Below are 15,169 nucleotides of genomic sequence, written 5' to 3' on the forward strand. Positions count from 1 at the left end.
TTCATGCATGTCGTTCTCCCAAAACCGAGCTCACTTTTGGGCGATATTCATTAAGACGAGGCGGCTCGCTCAGTTCTTCTTTTTGTTGAGGAAACTCCAGGGCGAATTCACCGGCAGGGTGATGGTGTCTGGCACCGTGTCGACGCCGACCACCTCCGCCTTGCGTACCGCGTATCCGGACTGGATAACGCTGACGCCGTCCAGAATGAACAACTGGCTCTTCTCCATGTCCGGCTTCAGGGCGCCGGTGACGGCCACCGGCTGGTAGGCTTGCGACATCTTGTACGGATGGGCTGGTGTGACCAGCACGATCTGGTTGGGCGGTGGCGTCGGCATGTGGCTGCACGCACCCGTCCACGGCACCAGCAGAAACTGATAGACGAGGTCGCCGTCGCGATCGACTGGCAATGCATAGCCGGCCAATTCTATGGTCCTGTCCCTCAGATCGAGCGACAGCGTCTCGCCGTGATCGGGCAGTTTCGCGGCGATCATCGGCAACCCTGCGTCTTCGGCAACCGCCTGGGTCGCCGGGCGAAGATCCTTCCAGAAGATATGTGCGGTTTCGGCCGAGGCGGAAGTGACCGCGGATGCAAACAGTGCGGCCGCGAGCGCTACGATTGACTTGAGAAGATTGCTCATCGGCCGCTTCCTTTGCGGGCGAGTAAAGACGCCGCCGCCGCCGACGTCAACGCTCCAACCGCATCACATGTCGGCGAGAACCGGCCATGCCGATCTCGTGGAAGCCGCGAACCGCAAACAGATCGCGAAAGCCCATAAAACGATAACTCGGCGACGCATCCTCCACCGGATAGGCCTCGATGATGCGCGCCCCCTTGGCGAAGGCATGGTCAATGGCTGCGTCGAGCAATGCGGAGGCAAGGCCGCCGCCGCGCAGCGCCCTTGGCACATAAAAGCAGACGATCGACCACACGCCGGTCTCGCTGTCGTCTTGCCGATTTGAAAGTCTGCGGTAGGTTTCGCGCGGCGCAACCGAACACCAGCCGACCGCCTTGCCGCCTATCTCGGCGAGGATGCCGACTGGTGTGCCGGTATCGATGAGCGCCGTCATCAGGCGTTTCTTCTCGTCGCTCTGGATGTGCTCGCGGCCGGAGCGCCGCCAAGCCATGCACCAGCAGTATTTCGGCGCGTCGGGCTGTTCGAACAAGGTCTCGAAGCCACCGCGCGTTGCCCGCGTCACGTCGGTGAAACGGGTATTGGCGATGTCAAACTTTTCCGGCGGCGAGGCGTTCGAGTGTCTTGGCATCGGATAGTTCCTTCGCGGCGTCCTTGCCGATCCAGCGCGCGGTCTTGTCCGTGGCGGCCGCAAGTTTCCGCGCCAGGACAAGGGCAGGGGCATGCAAGTCCGTCGAGCGCTTGCCGATCTGCCGCAGCGCCCAGTTGACCGCCTTCCTGACGAAGTTGCGCTCATCACCGGCATGGGCTTCGATCAAGAGCAGGTAGGACAGGAACGTCGCGTCCGGCTCCTTCTTCAGATGCACGGCTGCCCATGCGAGCATGGCAAAGGCCGTGCGGCGGACGAATTCACGCTCGTCGGCGGCGAACTCCTCGATCAAGTCGCGCCAGAACGGCGTGTCGACGAACAGGTCGGAGACAGTGTCGACGATCTCCCAGGAATTGAAGTCGCCGGCCCAGCGGCGGCAATCTTCGATGGTGATCCTCTTCGGCTCGCCGGTGAACGCCGCCATCAGCCGCGCTTCGCGAATGCCGCTGTTCCACAGCGCCAGGGAGCGCTCGTGGTTGCGCTTCACCTTGCGCGCCAGAGGCCGCAAATCCGTGTTGCCTACGCCGAGCGCGGTCGCGGTGTTGATGCCGAACCGCGCCATGCCGGCGCGGTTCTCCTCGGTGCCGATCGAGCGCAGATGCGTGACGATGTCCTGCGCGGTCCAACCTGGAACGGGCAGGGACATCGTCGCCTACTTCTCCAGCCGCGCCAGCAGCGAGGACGTGTCCCAACGCTTGCCGCCCATTGCCTGCACGTCCTTGTAGAACTGATCGACGAGCGCGGTCACCGGCAGTTTGGCGCCATTGCGGTCGGCCTCCGCCAGGCAGATGCCGAGATCCTTGCGCATCCAGTCGACGGCGAAGCCGAAATCATATTTTCCGGCGTTCATCGTCTTGTGCCGGTTTTCCATCTGCCACGAACCGGCCGCGCCCTTGGAAATCACCTCGATCACCTTCTCGATGTCGAGCCCGGCCTTTTTGCCGAAATGGATGCCTTCGGCCAAACCCTGCACGAGACCGGCAATGGTGATCTGGTTGATCATCTTGGTGAGCTGGCCGGCGCCCACCGGTCCCATCAGTCCAACCATGCGGGCATAGGCGTCGATGATCGGCCTTGCGCTGTCGAAAGCAGCCTGATCACCACCGACCATGACCGTCAGCACGCCGTTCTCGGCGCCGGCCTGGCCACCGGAGACCGGCGCGTCGAGGAAGGAAAACCCGCTCGACCGCGCGGCTTCCGCCAGTTCGCGCGCGACTTCCGCCGAGGCCGTGGTGTTGTCGATGAAGACCGAACCTTTCTTCATCGCCTTGAACGCGCCTTCGGGACCAGTCGTCACCGAGCGCAGATCGTCGTCATTGCCGACGCAGGAAAAGACGAAATCCTTGCCCTCGGCGGCCTGCGCCGGCGTCGCGGCAAGGCTGCCGCCATGTTGAGAGACCCACTGTTCGGCTTTCGCGCGGGTGCGGTTGTAGACGGTGACGTCGTGGCCGCCCTTGTTCTTCAGGTGCCCGGCCATGGGATAGCCCATGACGCCAAGACCGAGAAATGCCACAGATGCCATGAGCTTGCCCTTCAGACTGAAAATCGAATTGTTGCGAAAGCTCTAGGCTCTGCGCTCAATTCGTCAAGACGCGCATGGTCGGATCGACTGGTGCAGCCGATTCGAAAAATGATCAGCGCTTCAGGTGGATGGTGATCCGCCGCTCGATCCATTCGATGCCATGGCGCAGCAACTCGACCATCACAAGGTACACCAGGGCAACCCAGATATAGGCCTGGATGTCGAAGGAGTTGGCGAAGGCGAGCTTTGCATTGCCCATCAGGTCGTAGACGGTGATGATGGCGACGATCGCCGACGCCTTGACCATCAGGATCAGCTCATTGCCGTAAGGCCGCAAGGCGACGATCAGCGCTTGCGGCAGGACGATCTTGCGCAGCGTCTGCAATTTGTGCAGGCCAAGCGAAGCAGCTCCTTCCCACTGGCCCCTCGGCACGCTCTCGATGGCGCCGCGCAGGATTTCCGCCTGGTAGGCGGCGGTGTTGAGTGAAAAGGCAAAGACACCGCAGTTGAAGGCATCCTTGAAAAAATCCCAAAGCCCGACCATCTGGAGCTCCGGCCGGAACGAACCCAGCCCGTAATAGACCAGGAATGTCTGGACCAGCAGTGGCGTGCCCCGGAAAAAGTAGACGTAGCAATAGGCAAGGCCGGACAGGATCCGGTTCCTGGACATACGCCCATACGCAACAGGCATCGACAGAACGGCGCCAAGCACCATCGAGATGGCCACCAGCGACAGGGTGACGCCCAGCCCCCGCAGATAGGCGGGTGCATATTTGGCGAAGAAGGCGGCGTTCCAGGCAAAGAAGAGGTAGCTGACGATGCCGAGGCCGAAGGCTATCCACAGGCCAACCAGCGCATAGCCGACGATACGCTTGCGTGGCCAGCCGCGCACCTGCGGCGGCGGCCGTTCAACCATGGTGGCGGTGGCACTCATCGTTGCGCCTCCCGTTTGCCGAGCGAGTGCAAAATGGCGCTGGTGGCGAAAGACGACACGATGGCCAGACCGAGAAAGACCAAGGCCGCCACGCCATAAAACAGGAACGAATGTTTTGTCACGCGAGCGGCCACACCGGCGTTGCGCAACGTCTCCGCCAGACCGACGACCGACACCAGCGAGGTGTCCTTCAACAGGCTGAGCCAGCAATTCTCGAGACCGGGGAAGGCGATGCGCAGCAGCTGCGGCAAGATCACCTTGCGCATTGTCTGCCCGTACGAAAGTCCGATGGCGTAGCCACCCTCATATTGCCCCTTCGGGATGGCACGAAAGGCCGAAAGGAAAACCTCGCTGGCGTAGGATGAGAAGATCAGCGAGAGCACGATCATCCCGGCGACGAAGCTGTTGACGTCGATCGTTGCTTCAGGCCGGAAATAGCGGATGAGGTGCTGCAGCAGGATCGGCACGCCGAAGAAGAACAGGAAGAGCGTCACCAGTTCCGGCAGGCCACGGAAGACCGTGGTGTAGATATTGGCGGCGAGGCGCAGCGAGGGCTCTTCGGATTGCTTGCCCAGCGCAATGAAAAAGCCAATCGTCAAACCAATGGGCAGCGTCGCCAGCGCAAGCAGAACCGTTACTACGATGCCATACGCAATATCGTCACTCCAGCCATCAGGTCCCCAACTGAGAAGTGTCCATATGCTCTGGGCTGGCATCGACGGATCTTATCCCCACGGCGTTCCCAAGATGAATAGAAAGACGGCGGGGAGTTCCCCGCCGTCTTGAACCTGTCTATCAGGACTCGGCGCCGTAGACGTCGAACTTGAAGTACTTGTCGTTGATTTCCTTGTATTTTCCATTGGCGCGGATGGCGTCGATGGCTTCATTGAGCTTGTTGACCAGGTCGGTCTCGCCCTTGCGCACCGCAATGCCTGCGCCCGGTCCGAAGATATCGACGGGTTGCGGCGACGGCTGGCCGAGGATCTTGCAGCAGGCGCCATCAGGCGAATCCAGCCATTGCTGCAGCACGACGATATCGTCCTCGATGGCGTCGAGACGACCATTGGCAAGATCCGCCTGCTCCTCGGGGCTGCTCGGATAGCCCTTCACGGTGCTGTCGGTGTAGGTCTTCGAGGCATAGTTGAAATGGGTGGTCGTGGTGGCGACACCGATGGTCTTGCCGGCGAGATCTTCCTTGGTCACACCCTTCAGCGTCGAGTCCTTCGGCACGGCGAGCGCCGAGGGTGTGTTGTAGTATTTATGCGAGAAGTCGACCTTCTCCTTCCGCTCCGGCGTGATCGACATCGAGGCGACGATGGCGTCGAACTTGCCAGCCTGGAGCGCCGGGATGATGCCGTCCCAATCCTGGGCGACGAAGGTGCACTTGACCTTCATCTGGTCGCAAAGCGCCTGGGCGATGTCGATGTCGAAGCCGACGAGCTTGCCGTCAGAGGTCAGGTTGTTGAACGGGGGGTAGGCGCCCTCGGTGCCGATCCTCAGGGTTTTCTCCTGGGCCTGGGCTACGCCGAGCGTCAGCAGCGCGGCCGAAGCGGCGAGCGCGATACGCAGTGCAATACGCATGATAGTCCTCTCTTTATGGTCCCGGCCGTCGTTCCGAAACGGCTCTGTGGGGCGGTGCTTTTGACCGCCCGCTGAGGGCGATACTCCCACTCTTTCCAAGAAAAAAGCAACTGCAAAACCACCAAGATCGGCAATCGCGTTCTGCCGTTACGTTAGTTGTCAGGCAACGAGGCCGGTCGTGCGCTCGATGAAGTCGGCTATCGATTTTATGTCATCGAGGTCGAATGCCGGCAGGCTCTTGTCCGCGATGGCGAAATCCGCGGCGACAGCGACAATATTGGGATCATCCGCCGAAAGCGGCGTCCGGTCCTTTGCGTCCAGCCGCCTGGTTTCGATCTTGCGGTGGGATTCGCGCTTGTAGCCTTCGACCAGCACGATGTGGCACGGGGCGAGCCGCGAGAGGATGCCATCCAGCGGCGGTTCGTCCTCGCCACGCAACTCGTGCATCAGCGCCCAGCGATTGCCGGACACGATCGCAACCTCGGTGGCGCCGGCCTGCCGATGGCGGAAGCTGTCGGCCCCCGGCTTGTCGATGTCGAAATCATGATGAGCATGTTTGACCGTCGAGACCTTCCAGCCGCGCCGCACGAACTCGGCGACCAGCTTTTCGGTCAGTGTGGTCTTGCCGGAGTTTTTCCAGCCGGTGATGCCGAAGACGCGTCTGTTCATGGCGTCATGCTCTGCAACAGGCGCGCGGCCTGGGCAAGATCGTCGGGCACGTTGATGTTGAAGAAAGGGTCGAGCCCGGCGGATTGCAGGACCGGAAATTCCACCTCGACATGACCATGGCGCTCGATGAAGACCGAAACCCGCCGGTTGTCCTCATCGACCAGGAACTGCCGCAGCGCATCACGGCATTCGACCGGCCACAGCGCGAAGGTCGGATGCCGCCGGCCAGCCGAAGAGGCGACGGCAATTGACCCTGGATGCTCGCCTGCCGCCGCCGCCAGGCGGTCGACGAGGTCAAGCGGCAGGAAAGGCGTATCGCCGGCCGCGGTGACGATCGCCTCGCAAAGCCTGCCGGCAACGGCCCATTCGAGACCGGTCAGGATGCCGGCCAACGGACCGGCAAAGCCCGGGACCGTGTCGGCAAGCACGGGCAAACCGAAACGGGAAAAGCGTTCCGGATCGCCATTGGCGCTCAGCGCCAGGGTCTCGATCTGCGGGCCAAGGCGCGACAGCACCTGGTCGAGCACGCAGCCGCCGCCGAGCGGCAACAGGCTCTTGTCGCCGCCGCCCATTCGTCTCGACTGGCCACCGGCCAGGATGATCCCTGCGACGTCTCGCTTCATGACACTCAGCCTGTAGGCCTGCCGCCGAAAATCGCAAGCAACTTCCTGGATCCCGTCTCTCCAGATCCCATCCGGCTAGATCCCGTCTTCCTAGATACCATCTGGCGCCATGGCTGGCCCGGTGCTTTCGGCGACGATCCTTCGCCGGCCGACCACCCGTTCGCGATAAAGCGTATAGAGACCAGAGCCGACGACTATTGTTGCGCCGACGATCATCGGCGCGTCCGGAAAATCGCCGAAGACGATCAAGCCGAGCAGTATGGACCAAAGGAGTGCGGTGTAGCGGAATGGCGCGACGAAGGAGATTTCGCCCGAGCGCATCGCCATGATGATGAACTGATAGCCGACGAGCACCAGCACCGCCGCCAGCGCCAGCAGCGCCGTGCTTTTGCCGCTCATCGGCGTCCAGCCGCCCATCGGCGCCAGCAACGCCGCGCCGACGACGGTCATCGCAAGGGCGGTGGCGGTCGAGACGAGCATGGTCGGGATGGCCCGAGGGATGCGCCTGGTGGCGAGATCGCGCACGGTGCAGCAGGCAACGCTGGCCAGCGCCCAAAGGGAATACAGGCTGAAACCGTCAAAGCCCGGCCGCACGATGATCATAACGCCGGCGAAACCGGCGGCGATCGCCAGCCAGCGACGCCAGCCGACCGCTTCGCCGAAAAACAGCGCCGCACCCGTCGTCACCGCCAGCGGCAGCGCCTGCAGAACGGCCGAGACACTGCCGATCGGCAGATGGGCCAGCGCCACGAGGAATGACACCGTGGCGCCGGCTTCGGCCAGGACGCGGATTGCCACCAAAGGCTGCAGCATCAGGCGCGGCTGGAAAAGCGCGCCACGCTGCCAGGCCAGCAGGCCGACGAAGAGCGAGGCAAACGCTCCCCTGATCAGCATGACCTGCGCCATGTTCATCGATTGCGACGAGTATTTGGTGATGGCGTCGTTGAGCGTGAAGCCAACCATCGCCACCATCATGAACAACGCGCCGCGAAGATTTGGAGAAAGAGGCAAGACATCTACCGGTTGCTTTGGCAAGCAAGCCTGTAACAGCCCGCCGCGAAACAGCAACGGCAAAGGGCTGTACCAGGGCCCGGTCACCCATCGTCCTGGTGGGAAATCATGTCCGGATTCGTCGCGTATCTGCCGGAAAGCGAATTCGCATCCCGACGAGCCGTGCCGCCGCGATGGCTATTTCTTCGGCGTCAGGATCTCGGTGCCGTTGCCTTCCTTGCCGGCGATCGTCCACAGGCCATGCAGCGAGCCATCATCCTGAACCTTGTAGACGACGAGGCCGATGTCCTTGTCCATTACATAGCCGGCCGAAAAGGCATTGTCGTTGCGCATGCAGATACCGTCGGAAGAAGAGCCGCCCGTTTCCCAATGGATCGTGCAGGTGGTTCCGCTGGTCAGCGTGATTGTGGCTTCGCCGCCATAGGGCGATCCGTCGAAATTGGTGCCGGCAACGGTGTAGGTGCCGCCGATCGACTGGGCTGTCGCGGGCACGGCCGCAAGGCCGAGCAATGCGAGAGAAAGAATGAGTTTGCGCATGATGTAACCCCCTGTGAGTGACGATTCCGCCGAGCGAAAGCTAGGCCGGAACGTGCTGGCGGTAAATCCGACAACCGTTTGCGGATCAGACTTTTTCTGGGATGTGCCCGAGAATGCTCATGGCCCTTTGAGACTGCCGGCGATCGCACCGACCAGCGGGTCGTATTTCGATCTCACAGCCGGCGGGTAATCGATCCACACCGTGCGGATGACGCCGTCCTTTCCGAACAAGCGCCGCTCGTAGAAGACCTTGTCGTCCTTGAGCCCCGACAACACCGCCCAGTCCTTGCCGGTCTTGCTGTAGGTGATCTTGTAGCCTGGCTCCTTGCTCGCCTTCTCTTCGGCGACGAAGCCTTTCGGGGTTTCGTCATCGATGTTGGTGATGCCGGAGCAGGTCAGGCTGGCACCATCCGCGCTCAGCCATACCTGTCCGTCGCCATTGTCGGGCTCAGGCTGGCGATCGTTGAATATCTCATCCGGGAAGGTGCAGACCGTGCCGAAACGCTCGTTCACATAGGTGAAAGGCGCGGCAATCGCGGCGCTTGCCGAAATCGTCGCGAAAGACGTCACGATCGAAAAGAACCGCCTCATGCCTTACCCCGTTGTCCGAAGGCCACGAGGCAATCCTTGCACAAATCCGTGGGAAGGTCAGCCGCCGGTGACGCTCATATGCCGGGACACCGATGGGCGGCTGGTTCGGCGGTCGATGATGAAATCATGACCTTTGGGCTTGCGGCCGATGGCTTCGTCGATAGCGTCGGCGAGCAACTCATTGCCTTCGGACGCACGCAAGGGCGCACGCAGATCGGCAGCATCTTCCTGGCCGAGGCACATATAGAGCGTGCCGGTGCAGGTCAGCCGGACGCGGTTGCAGCTCTCGCAGAAATTGTGCGTCATCGGCGTGATGAAGCCGAGTTTTCCATCGGTCTCGGCGACATGAACGTAGCGCGCCGGGCCGCCGGTCTTGAAGGGGATGTCGGTCAAGGTGAACTGGCGCTCCAGCGAGGCACGCAGCAGCGACAGCGGCAGGTACTGGTCCGTGCGGTCGGCGTCGATCTCGCCCATCGGCATGGTTTCGATGACCGTCAGGTCCATGCCGCGGCCATGCGCCCAGCGCATCATCTCGGGCAGTTCGGCGTCGTTGAAATCCTTCAGCGCCACCGCGTTGAGCTTGACCTTCAGCCCGGCCGCCTGAGCGGCGTCGATGCCGGCCATGACCTTGTCGAGATGGCCCCAGCGGGTGATCTTGTGGAACTTGTCGGCGTCAAGCGTATCGAGCGAAACATTGATGCGCTTGACGCCGCAATCGGCGAGTTCGGCGGCGAAGCGCGCAAGCTGCGAGCCGTTGGTCGTCAGCGTCAATTCTTCCAAGGCGCCGCTTTCCAGGTGCCTCGACAGCTGGCGCACCAGATGCATGATGTTCTTGCGTACCAGCGGTTCACCGCCGGTGAGGCGCAGCCTTCTGACACCCTTTTCGATGAAGACGGTACAGAGCCGGTCGAGTTCTTCCAGCGACAGCAGATCCTTCTTGGGCAGGAAGGCCATGTCCTCGGCCATGCAATAGGTGCAACGGAAATCGCAGCGGTCGGTGACCGACACTCTGAGATAGCTGATCGTGCGACCGAAGGGGTCGATCATGTCCATGCTTCAAGCGCTTCCCGTAGCCATGAGTGGCATCGTTATATACCGCTATGTGATACGAAGCGGCCAGCCATTCAAGATAGAAGGTGTTGATCCCTGGTAACATCTCGAGGCCGACATTGCATGTCGGCTCATCTCAAACAGCCTTTTCCGACCTGGCGAAGCAGCGTAGGGAAGGGTGGATGACACCGGATCGAACAGAATGACCGCGCCAAAAGAACTCAGGGTCTCGAAGGACCGCAAGCAGCTCACCGTGACGTTTCCCGGTCACCAGCCTTTCGAGCTGCCGGCGGAGCTCTTGCGCGTGGCGTCGCCTTCGGCGGAGGTGCAGGGCCATTCGCCCGAACAGCGCGTGACGGTTCCCGGCAAGCGGAATGTGGCGATCCTGAAGATCGAGCCGATTGGCAATTATGCCGTGCGCATCACCTTCGACGATTTCCACGACACCGGCATATTCACCTGGAACTACCTGCACACGCTCGGACACGAGAAGGACGAGCGCTGGAATGCCTATGTCGCGGAATTGGCGGAGAAGGGCTTGAGCCGGGATCGCTGATTCCCCGCATGCTGGCGTCGTCAGGACGTCACATATCTGGAGTAGCGCCGGCAAAGGTTCGGAGGCGAAAACGATGTCCATCATCACCACGGTCGAGCAGCTCGAGGCGCTCTATGGAATTCCGGGCGAGGCCTCGCTGGTCAAGGAACTCGATCATCTCATCCCTGAATATACCGCCTTCATCGAGGCCTCGCCCTTCGTCGCCCTGGCGACCAGCGGGCCGGAGGGGCTCGACTGCTCGCCACGCGGCGATCTCGCCGGCTTCGTCAGGATCGTCGATCCGCGAACGGTGATGATGCCGGATCGGCGTGGCAACAACCGCGCCGATTCGCTGAAGAACATCATCAGGGATCCGCGTGTCGGGCTGCTGTTCCTGGTGCCGGGTTCCGGCACCACGCTGCGCATCAACGGTCGGGCCCATATCACCACGGATGCAGCACTTTGCGCGTCGTTCACGATCGAGGGCAAGGCGGCGCGCTCGGTGACCGTCATCGATGTCGATTCGGTCTATTTCCAGTGCGCCCGCGCCATCGTGCGATCGGAACTCTGGAATCCGGCCAGGCATGTCGATCCGAAGTCGCTGCCGACGCCCGGACAGATCCTGGAAATCACCAGCCGCAAGAACATCGACGGCGAGGCTTACGACAAGGAATGGCCGGAGCGGGCGAAGAAGACGATGTGGTAGCCGGTGCACCTTGGGTGCTAGGCTTCCTTCAGCACTTCATAGATCTTGCGCATCTGGTCGCCGATCATGTCGCACTGTTCCGGCGTCGACTGGCTCATCGCCTTTTCGATCAGCGCCATGTGCACTTTCAGCGCCTGCATCAGCAGTGCCTCGCCGGCTTCGGTCAGAGCGAGCCGCAGGATGCGCCTGTCCTTCTCGTCGGTCTCGCGACGCAGCAGGCCGCGTGCCTCCAGCTGCGGCAGCAGCATGGTGATGTTGGAGCGGCCGACGAGCAGCTTGCGGGCAAGGTCGTGCTGCGACATGCCGGGGTGGCGGTAGAGGTTCATCAGCACGTCGAGCTGTGCCGGCTTGAGATCGAGCGGCGCGAGCTTCACCGCCAGCGTACGCTCCAGCACATGGCAGGCGCGCGCCACCGCGACCCAGTTGCGAAAACGCGGGTTGTCCCAGGGTAGCTCTTGTCTATTGTTCATCTTTGAACTATTATGTTCATGCTTGAACGTATGGATGGATTCTCACTATGGCATCATTCGGGCTGAAGGTCATCCGAGGTGTGTTTGGTGCGGCCGAACATATCGCGCCACGCATCACCGGGCGCGCGGCCTTTGAACTGTTCTGCCGCACGCCGAGCGCCAAGGCGCTGACCGACGGCGAGCGCCGCGCCATCGGCCGCGCCGCCGAGTTCATGACAGAAGCGCGCCATCATCGGCTGAAGACCGCGACCGGCTGCGTCATGGTGCACGAATTCAGGCCGGAGCCTGGCAGGGCGGCCGCCGGCACGGTGCTCGTCGTTCATGGCTGGCGTTCGCGCACCGAATATATGCGCGCGTTGATCGAAGGCTATCGCGCGGCCGGCTACAGGGTCGTTTCGCTTGACCTGCCGGGGCATGGCCAGTCGCAGGGCAGGCACCTCAACATGGTCAACGCCATTGAAGCGGTGCGCGTTGCCGGCGAATGGTTCGGTCCGTTCGCGGCGGCGATCGGCCATTCCTTCGGCGGCGCCGTTGCGGCCAACGCCATCGCCGGTTCGGTCAAGAACATCCCGCCACTGGCGGCCGGACGTCTGGTGCTGATCGCGGCGCCAAGCTCGCTGCCAGCGATCTTCGCCGACTTCAGCCGCATGCTCAATGTCGGGCCGCGCTCACAGGTCGCGATGGCGGACCGTGTCCAACACCTTTCCGGCCGGCCGCTGCACGAATTCACCGGCGACCGCCAGCTCGCCCAGGCGCCGGTGCCGACACTTGTCATCCACGCGCCTGACGACCGCGAGGTGCCGGCCGATCATGCCAGGCGCTATGCCGGCGCCGGTGATCACGTGCGGCTGCATTGGGCCGACGGGCTCGGCCACCGGCGCATTCTCGCCGACAAGGGCGTGGTCGAACGCGCCGTCGCCTTCGTGGCCCGCGAGCCGTCGCTGCTGCATTGAGCGACGTCGAGATTATTTCTTCTTGTCGGCGGGCTCGACCGGCAATCCGGCCGCCTTCCAGGCGGTATAGCCGCCAAGGATGTGCTTGACCGGTGAAAGCCCCATGTCCTGCGCCGTCTTGGTGGCCAGCGCCGAACGCCAGCCGCCCGCACAGAAGAAGACGAAGCTCTTTTCCGAGGCAAAGAACGGCTTGTGGTAGGGGCTTTCGGGATCGATCCAGAATTCCAGCATGCCACGGGTGACATGCTTGGCGCCGGGAATCCTGCCGTCGCGTTCGATCTCGCGCGGATCGCGTAGGTCGACGAAGATGGTGCCTTCGTCCTCAAGCAGTCCGGCGGCTTCCTCCGGCGAAACCACTTCGATCTCGGCATTCGCCTCATCCAGCAGTTCGCGATAACCCTTCTTCACAGGCTTTCCTCCCGATCGCGCATCTGGCTGCTGTTTGGATTTCCAGCACAATGGCTGGCGTTTGTCACGTCTTGTCGGCGCCGGCCATCGTCCGCCAGGCGGCCATCGCCCCGGCGACCGTCGCCATCAGTGCGACGCACGAAGCACCGTCGCGCGCCGGCGTAGCGCTGACCATCGACGACGGAGGCGCCAACGCCTGATTCCAGGGCGTTGCCCGGGCTGGAGCGAACACCCTCGCTCTAGCCGTCACGATGTTGTGAAACTGTTCTGCAACAGGCTTCCGGAAATTTATGAAAGCTTAACGAAATCGGTATGAATCGGTATAGTCGCGCTTTACATCCGCCATGCGGTGAGCGGGACGGTTTACGTGCGGAACGGGAACCGGTTGCGGCCGGAGCGGGTGATCCATGAAATTCCTCGGTAAAAAAACAACCGTAGTGTCGCTGATGGCGATTACGGCGACACTTGCTTTCGGCACGCCTCAGGCAGGCGCTCAAGGGCTCTTCGACATGCTGTTCGGCGGCGGCGTCAAGCACTCGCCAAAAGGCGACTTTCCGCCTCCTCCGCCAAACAAACCCAAGCCGAAAGTTTCGGCTGGCGGCGGTGATGGCGTGAGGATCAGCAGCCCCTCCTACTATACATACAAGGCCGACAGGCTGGTGCGCGTCGACTTCTCGGCGCTGGCCGCCGCGCCGCAGCCGGCGACGCCGCAAGACGCCGCTTTCGTGCCATCGGCCACGGTCGCTGCTTTCCACGAGGCCATTGCAGGGCTTTCCGATTATGAGCTCTACGCCGAGCCGGACATCGCCAAGGCGCTGATCGCCTACTACTCGGCCAACCCTGATTTCATCTGGGTGGGCGGATCAACCCCGAACAGCCGTGCGCAGGATGCGGTGCGGGTGCTGGGCGAGGCCGCGAGCTATGGCCTGACGCCCGCCGACTACACGGTCGAGGTGCCCGCGGCCAGCGCCGCGACGGCCGACGAGGCGGCACGGCTGAAGGAACTCGTACGCTTCGAGATGGCGCTGTCGGCACGTGTGTTGCGCTACGCCCATGACGCCCAGAGCGGCCGAATCGAACCCAACCGCATGACCGGCTATTATGATTTCCCGGCCAAGCCGCTCGACCTCGTCGGTGTGCTGAAAACCTTGGCGCATACACAGGAAGTGCGCACCTATCTCGAATCGCGTCATCCGCAGAACCCCGAATACCAGGCGTTGCGCGTCGAGCTGGAATCCTTGCAGGCCAGCGCCGAAAACGAGATCGTCGTCGATCCCAAGCTGCTGCTGAAGCCGGGCGACACCAGCCCCGAACTCCCAAAACTGCTGACGCTGATCGCGCGCAATCTCGATGACGAGATGGGCGGCGCCTATGGCGAGATGCTGTCGCGGCTGGCAACGAGCGAAGTGTACGTTCCCGAGCTGATACCGCTGATCAAGGCGGTGCAGCAGAAGGAAGGCATGAAGGGTGACGGCGTGATCGGACCGCGCACGGTCGCCTTGCTGGCCGGGACGTCGAAGGCCGACAGGCTGCTCAAGGTGCAAGTGGCGCTGGAAGAACTGCGTTGGCTGCCTTCCGACCTTGGCAGTCCGCGCGTTTTCATCAACCAGCCGGCATTCACCGCCAGCTATATCGACGACGGCCAGGAAAAGCTGAAGACGCGCGCCGTGATCGGCCGGACCACCAACCAGACCGCTTTCTTCTACGACCAGATCAAGCAGGTCGATTTTCACCCCTATTGGGGCGTGCCGCAGTCGATCATCGTCAACGAAATGCTGCCCAGGCTGCGCAACGATCCCGGCTATCTCGACCGTGCCGGCTATGAGGTGACCGATTCGCGCGGCAAGCGCATCCCGTCATCGGCGGTCAACTGGGGCGCTTATGGCTCCAACATCCCCTACAGCGTGCGCCAGCAGCCGAGCGAAGCCAACGCGTTGGGCGAACTGAAGATCCTGTTCCCCAACAAGCACGCGATCTACATGCACGACACGCCGCAGAAATCGTTCTTCAAGCAGGATATGCGCGCGCTCAGCCATGGCTGCGTGCGGCTGCAGGATCCGCGCGGCATGGCCGCCGCCGTGCTCGACACCTCGGTCGACTATATCGCCGAGAAGTTGAAGCATGGGCATTCGACGCAGGATGTGACCCGCAAGATTCCCGTCTATGTCGCCTATTTCACCGCCTGGCCCGACATGTCCGGCAAGGTCGAATATTTCGGCGATGTCTACGATCGCGATTCGCGGCTGAAGCAAGCCATGGACGCGACCGAAGCGGTGCGCTCGCCGTCGAGCTGATCA

20 protein-coding genes are annotated in these 15,169 nt (G+C 62.3%); 5 read left to right on the forward strand and 15 right to left on the reverse strand.

What is annotated here, in order from left to right:
- Positions 1 to 69: 69 nt before the first annotated feature.
- From AC0NIH_RS21615 to moaA, 13 genes are all read right to left on the reverse strand, one after another.
- Positions 70 to 639, reverse strand: a complete 570-nt coding sequence (locus AC0NIH_RS21615; protein WP_473464683.1) for a DUF3299 domain-containing protein — start codon at positions 637 to 639, stop codon at positions 70 to 72.
- Between the two features lie 46 nt (positions 640 to 685).
- On the reverse strand, positions 686 to 1,264 hold the full coding sequence (locus tag AC0NIH_RS21620) for a GNAT family N-acetyltransferase (RefSeq protein ID WP_473464681.1): 579 nt from the start codon (positions 1,262 to 1,264) through the stop codon (positions 686 to 688).
- Positions 1,224 to 1,928: a DNA alkylation repair protein gene (locus AC0NIH_RS21625; protein ID WP_473464678.1), complete on the reverse strand. Its 705-nt coding sequence runs from the start codon at positions 1,926 to 1,928 to the stop codon at positions 1,224 to 1,226. The genes AC0NIH_RS21620 and AC0NIH_RS21625 overlap by 41 nt, the downstream gene beginning before the upstream one ends.
- Before the next feature lie 6 nt (positions 1,929 to 1,934).
- Positions 1,935 to 2,804: an NAD(P)-dependent oxidoreductase gene (locus tag AC0NIH_RS21630; protein ID WP_473464674.1), complete on the reverse strand. Its 870-nt coding sequence runs from the start codon at positions 2,802 to 2,804 to the stop codon at positions 1,935 to 1,937.
- Between the two features lie 112 nt (positions 2,805 to 2,916).
- Positions 2,917 to 3,738, reverse strand: coding sequence for an ABC transporter permease (locus AC0NIH_RS21635; protein WP_013895555.1), 822 nt, complete (start codon positions 3,736 to 3,738; stop codon positions 2,917 to 2,919).
- Positions 3,735 to 4,454 (reverse strand): ABC transporter permease, encoded by a 720-nt coding sequence (locus tag AC0NIH_RS21640; RefSeq protein ID WP_352690344.1) that lies wholly within the window; start codon positions 4,452 to 4,454, stop codon positions 3,735 to 3,737. Before AC0NIH_RS21640 ends, AC0NIH_RS21635 begins: the two co-directional genes overlap by 4 nt.
- A 79-nt stretch (positions 4,455 to 4,533) precedes the next feature.
- The gene (locus AC0NIH_RS21645) at positions 4,534 to 5,319 is read right to left on the reverse strand and encodes an ABC transporter substrate-binding protein (RefSeq protein WP_013895557.1); all 786 of its coding nucleotides are present in this window, start codon (positions 5,317 to 5,319) and stop codon (positions 4,534 to 4,536) included.
- A 159-nt stretch (positions 5,320 to 5,478) separates the two neighbouring features.
- Complete coding sequence (mobB, locus tag AC0NIH_RS21650; RefSeq protein WP_473464670.1) at positions 5,479 to 5,988, reverse strand: molybdopterin-guanine dinucleotide biosynthesis protein B; 510 nt, start codon at positions 5,986 to 5,988, stop codon at positions 5,479 to 5,481.
- Positions 5,985 to 6,611 (reverse strand): molybdenum cofactor guanylyltransferase MobA, encoded by a 627-nt coding sequence (mobA, locus tag AC0NIH_RS21655; protein WP_473464668.1) that lies wholly within the window; start codon positions 6,609 to 6,611, stop codon positions 5,985 to 5,987. The genes mobB and mobA overlap by 4 nt, the downstream gene beginning before the upstream one ends.
- Before the next feature lie 90 nt (positions 6,612 to 6,701).
- Complete coding sequence (locus tag AC0NIH_RS21660) at positions 6,702 to 7,622, reverse strand: DMT family transporter (protein WP_473464665.1); 921 nt, start codon at positions 7,620 to 7,622, stop codon at positions 6,702 to 6,704.
- A 177-nt stretch (positions 7,623 to 7,799) separates the two neighbouring features.
- Positions 7,800 to 8,159 carry a hypothetical protein gene (locus AC0NIH_RS21665; RefSeq protein WP_287277175.1) on the reverse strand — a complete coding sequence of 120 codons (360 nt, stop codon included), beginning with the start codon at positions 8,157 to 8,159 and terminating at the stop codon, positions 7,800 to 7,802.
- Between the two features lie 117 nt (positions 8,160 to 8,276).
- Positions 8,277 to 8,750, reverse strand: coding sequence for a hypothetical protein (locus tag AC0NIH_RS21670; protein ID WP_473464663.1), 474 nt, complete (start codon positions 8,748 to 8,750; stop codon positions 8,277 to 8,279).
- Between the two features lie 57 nt (positions 8,751 to 8,807).
- On the reverse strand, positions 8,808 to 9,803 hold the full coding sequence (gene moaA, locus AC0NIH_RS21675) for a GTP 3',8-cyclase MoaA (protein ID WP_023777323.1): 996 nt from the start codon (positions 9,801 to 9,803) through the stop codon (positions 8,808 to 8,810).
- A gap of 199 nt (positions 9,804 to 10,002) precedes the next feature.
- Between moaA and AC0NIH_RS21680 the strand changes: the two genes are divergently transcribed.
- Both AC0NIH_RS21680 and AC0NIH_RS21685 read left to right on the forward strand, forming a co-directional pair.
- Positions 10,003 to 10,356: a gamma-butyrobetaine hydroxylase family protein gene (locus AC0NIH_RS21680; RefSeq protein WP_023767683.1), complete on the forward strand. Its 354-nt coding sequence runs from the start codon at positions 10,003 to 10,005 to the stop codon at positions 10,354 to 10,356.
- A 73-nt stretch (positions 10,357 to 10,429) separates the two neighbouring features.
- A complete protein-coding gene (locus tag AC0NIH_RS21685; protein WP_023767684.1) occupies positions 10,430 to 11,041 on the forward strand; it encodes a pyridoxamine 5'-phosphate oxidase family protein in 612 nt (203 codons plus the stop codon).
- A gap of 17 nt (positions 11,042 to 11,058) precedes the next feature.
- Here AC0NIH_RS21685 and AC0NIH_RS21690 read toward each other — a convergent pair whose 3' ends face one another.
- The gene (locus AC0NIH_RS21690; RefSeq protein ID WP_013895566.1) at positions 11,059 to 11,511 is read right to left on the reverse strand and encodes a MarR family winged helix-turn-helix transcriptional regulator; all 453 of its coding nucleotides are present in this window, start codon (positions 11,509 to 11,511) and stop codon (positions 11,059 to 11,061) included.
- Positions 11,512 to 11,558: 47 nt separating this feature from the next.
- On the opposite strand from AC0NIH_RS21690, the gene AC0NIH_RS21695 reads away from it, so the two are divergent.
- Positions 11,559 to 12,464, forward strand: coding sequence for an alpha/beta hydrolase (locus tag AC0NIH_RS21695; protein ID WP_473464659.1), 906 nt, complete (start codon positions 11,559 to 11,561; stop codon positions 12,462 to 12,464).
- 12 nt (positions 12,465 to 12,476) lie between these two features.
- Here the strand turns inward: AC0NIH_RS21695 and AC0NIH_RS21700 are convergent, their stop codons facing one another.
- Entirely contained in the window at positions 12,477 to 12,872 is a 396-nt protein-coding gene (locus AC0NIH_RS21700) for a rhodanese-like domain-containing protein (RefSeq protein WP_473464657.1), read from the reverse strand.
- Positions 12,873 to 12,922: 50 nt separating this feature from the next.
- On the opposite strand from AC0NIH_RS21700, the gene AC0NIH_RS21705 reads away from it, so the two are divergent.
- The gene (locus AC0NIH_RS21705; protein ID WP_473464654.1) at positions 12,923 to 13,072 is read left to right on the forward strand and encodes a hypothetical protein; all 150 of its coding nucleotides are present in this window, start codon (positions 12,923 to 12,925) and stop codon (positions 13,070 to 13,072) included.
- Positions 13,073 to 13,279: 207 nt separating this feature from the next.
- Positions 13,280 to 15,166, forward strand: a complete 1,887-nt coding sequence (locus AC0NIH_RS21710; RefSeq protein ID WP_473464651.1) for a L,D-transpeptidase family protein — start codon at positions 13,280 to 13,282, stop codon at positions 15,164 to 15,166.
- The last annotated feature ends 3 nt before the right edge of the window (positions 15,167 to 15,169 follow it).

This window comes from Mesorhizobium sp. WSM1386 (assembly GCF_055901595.1).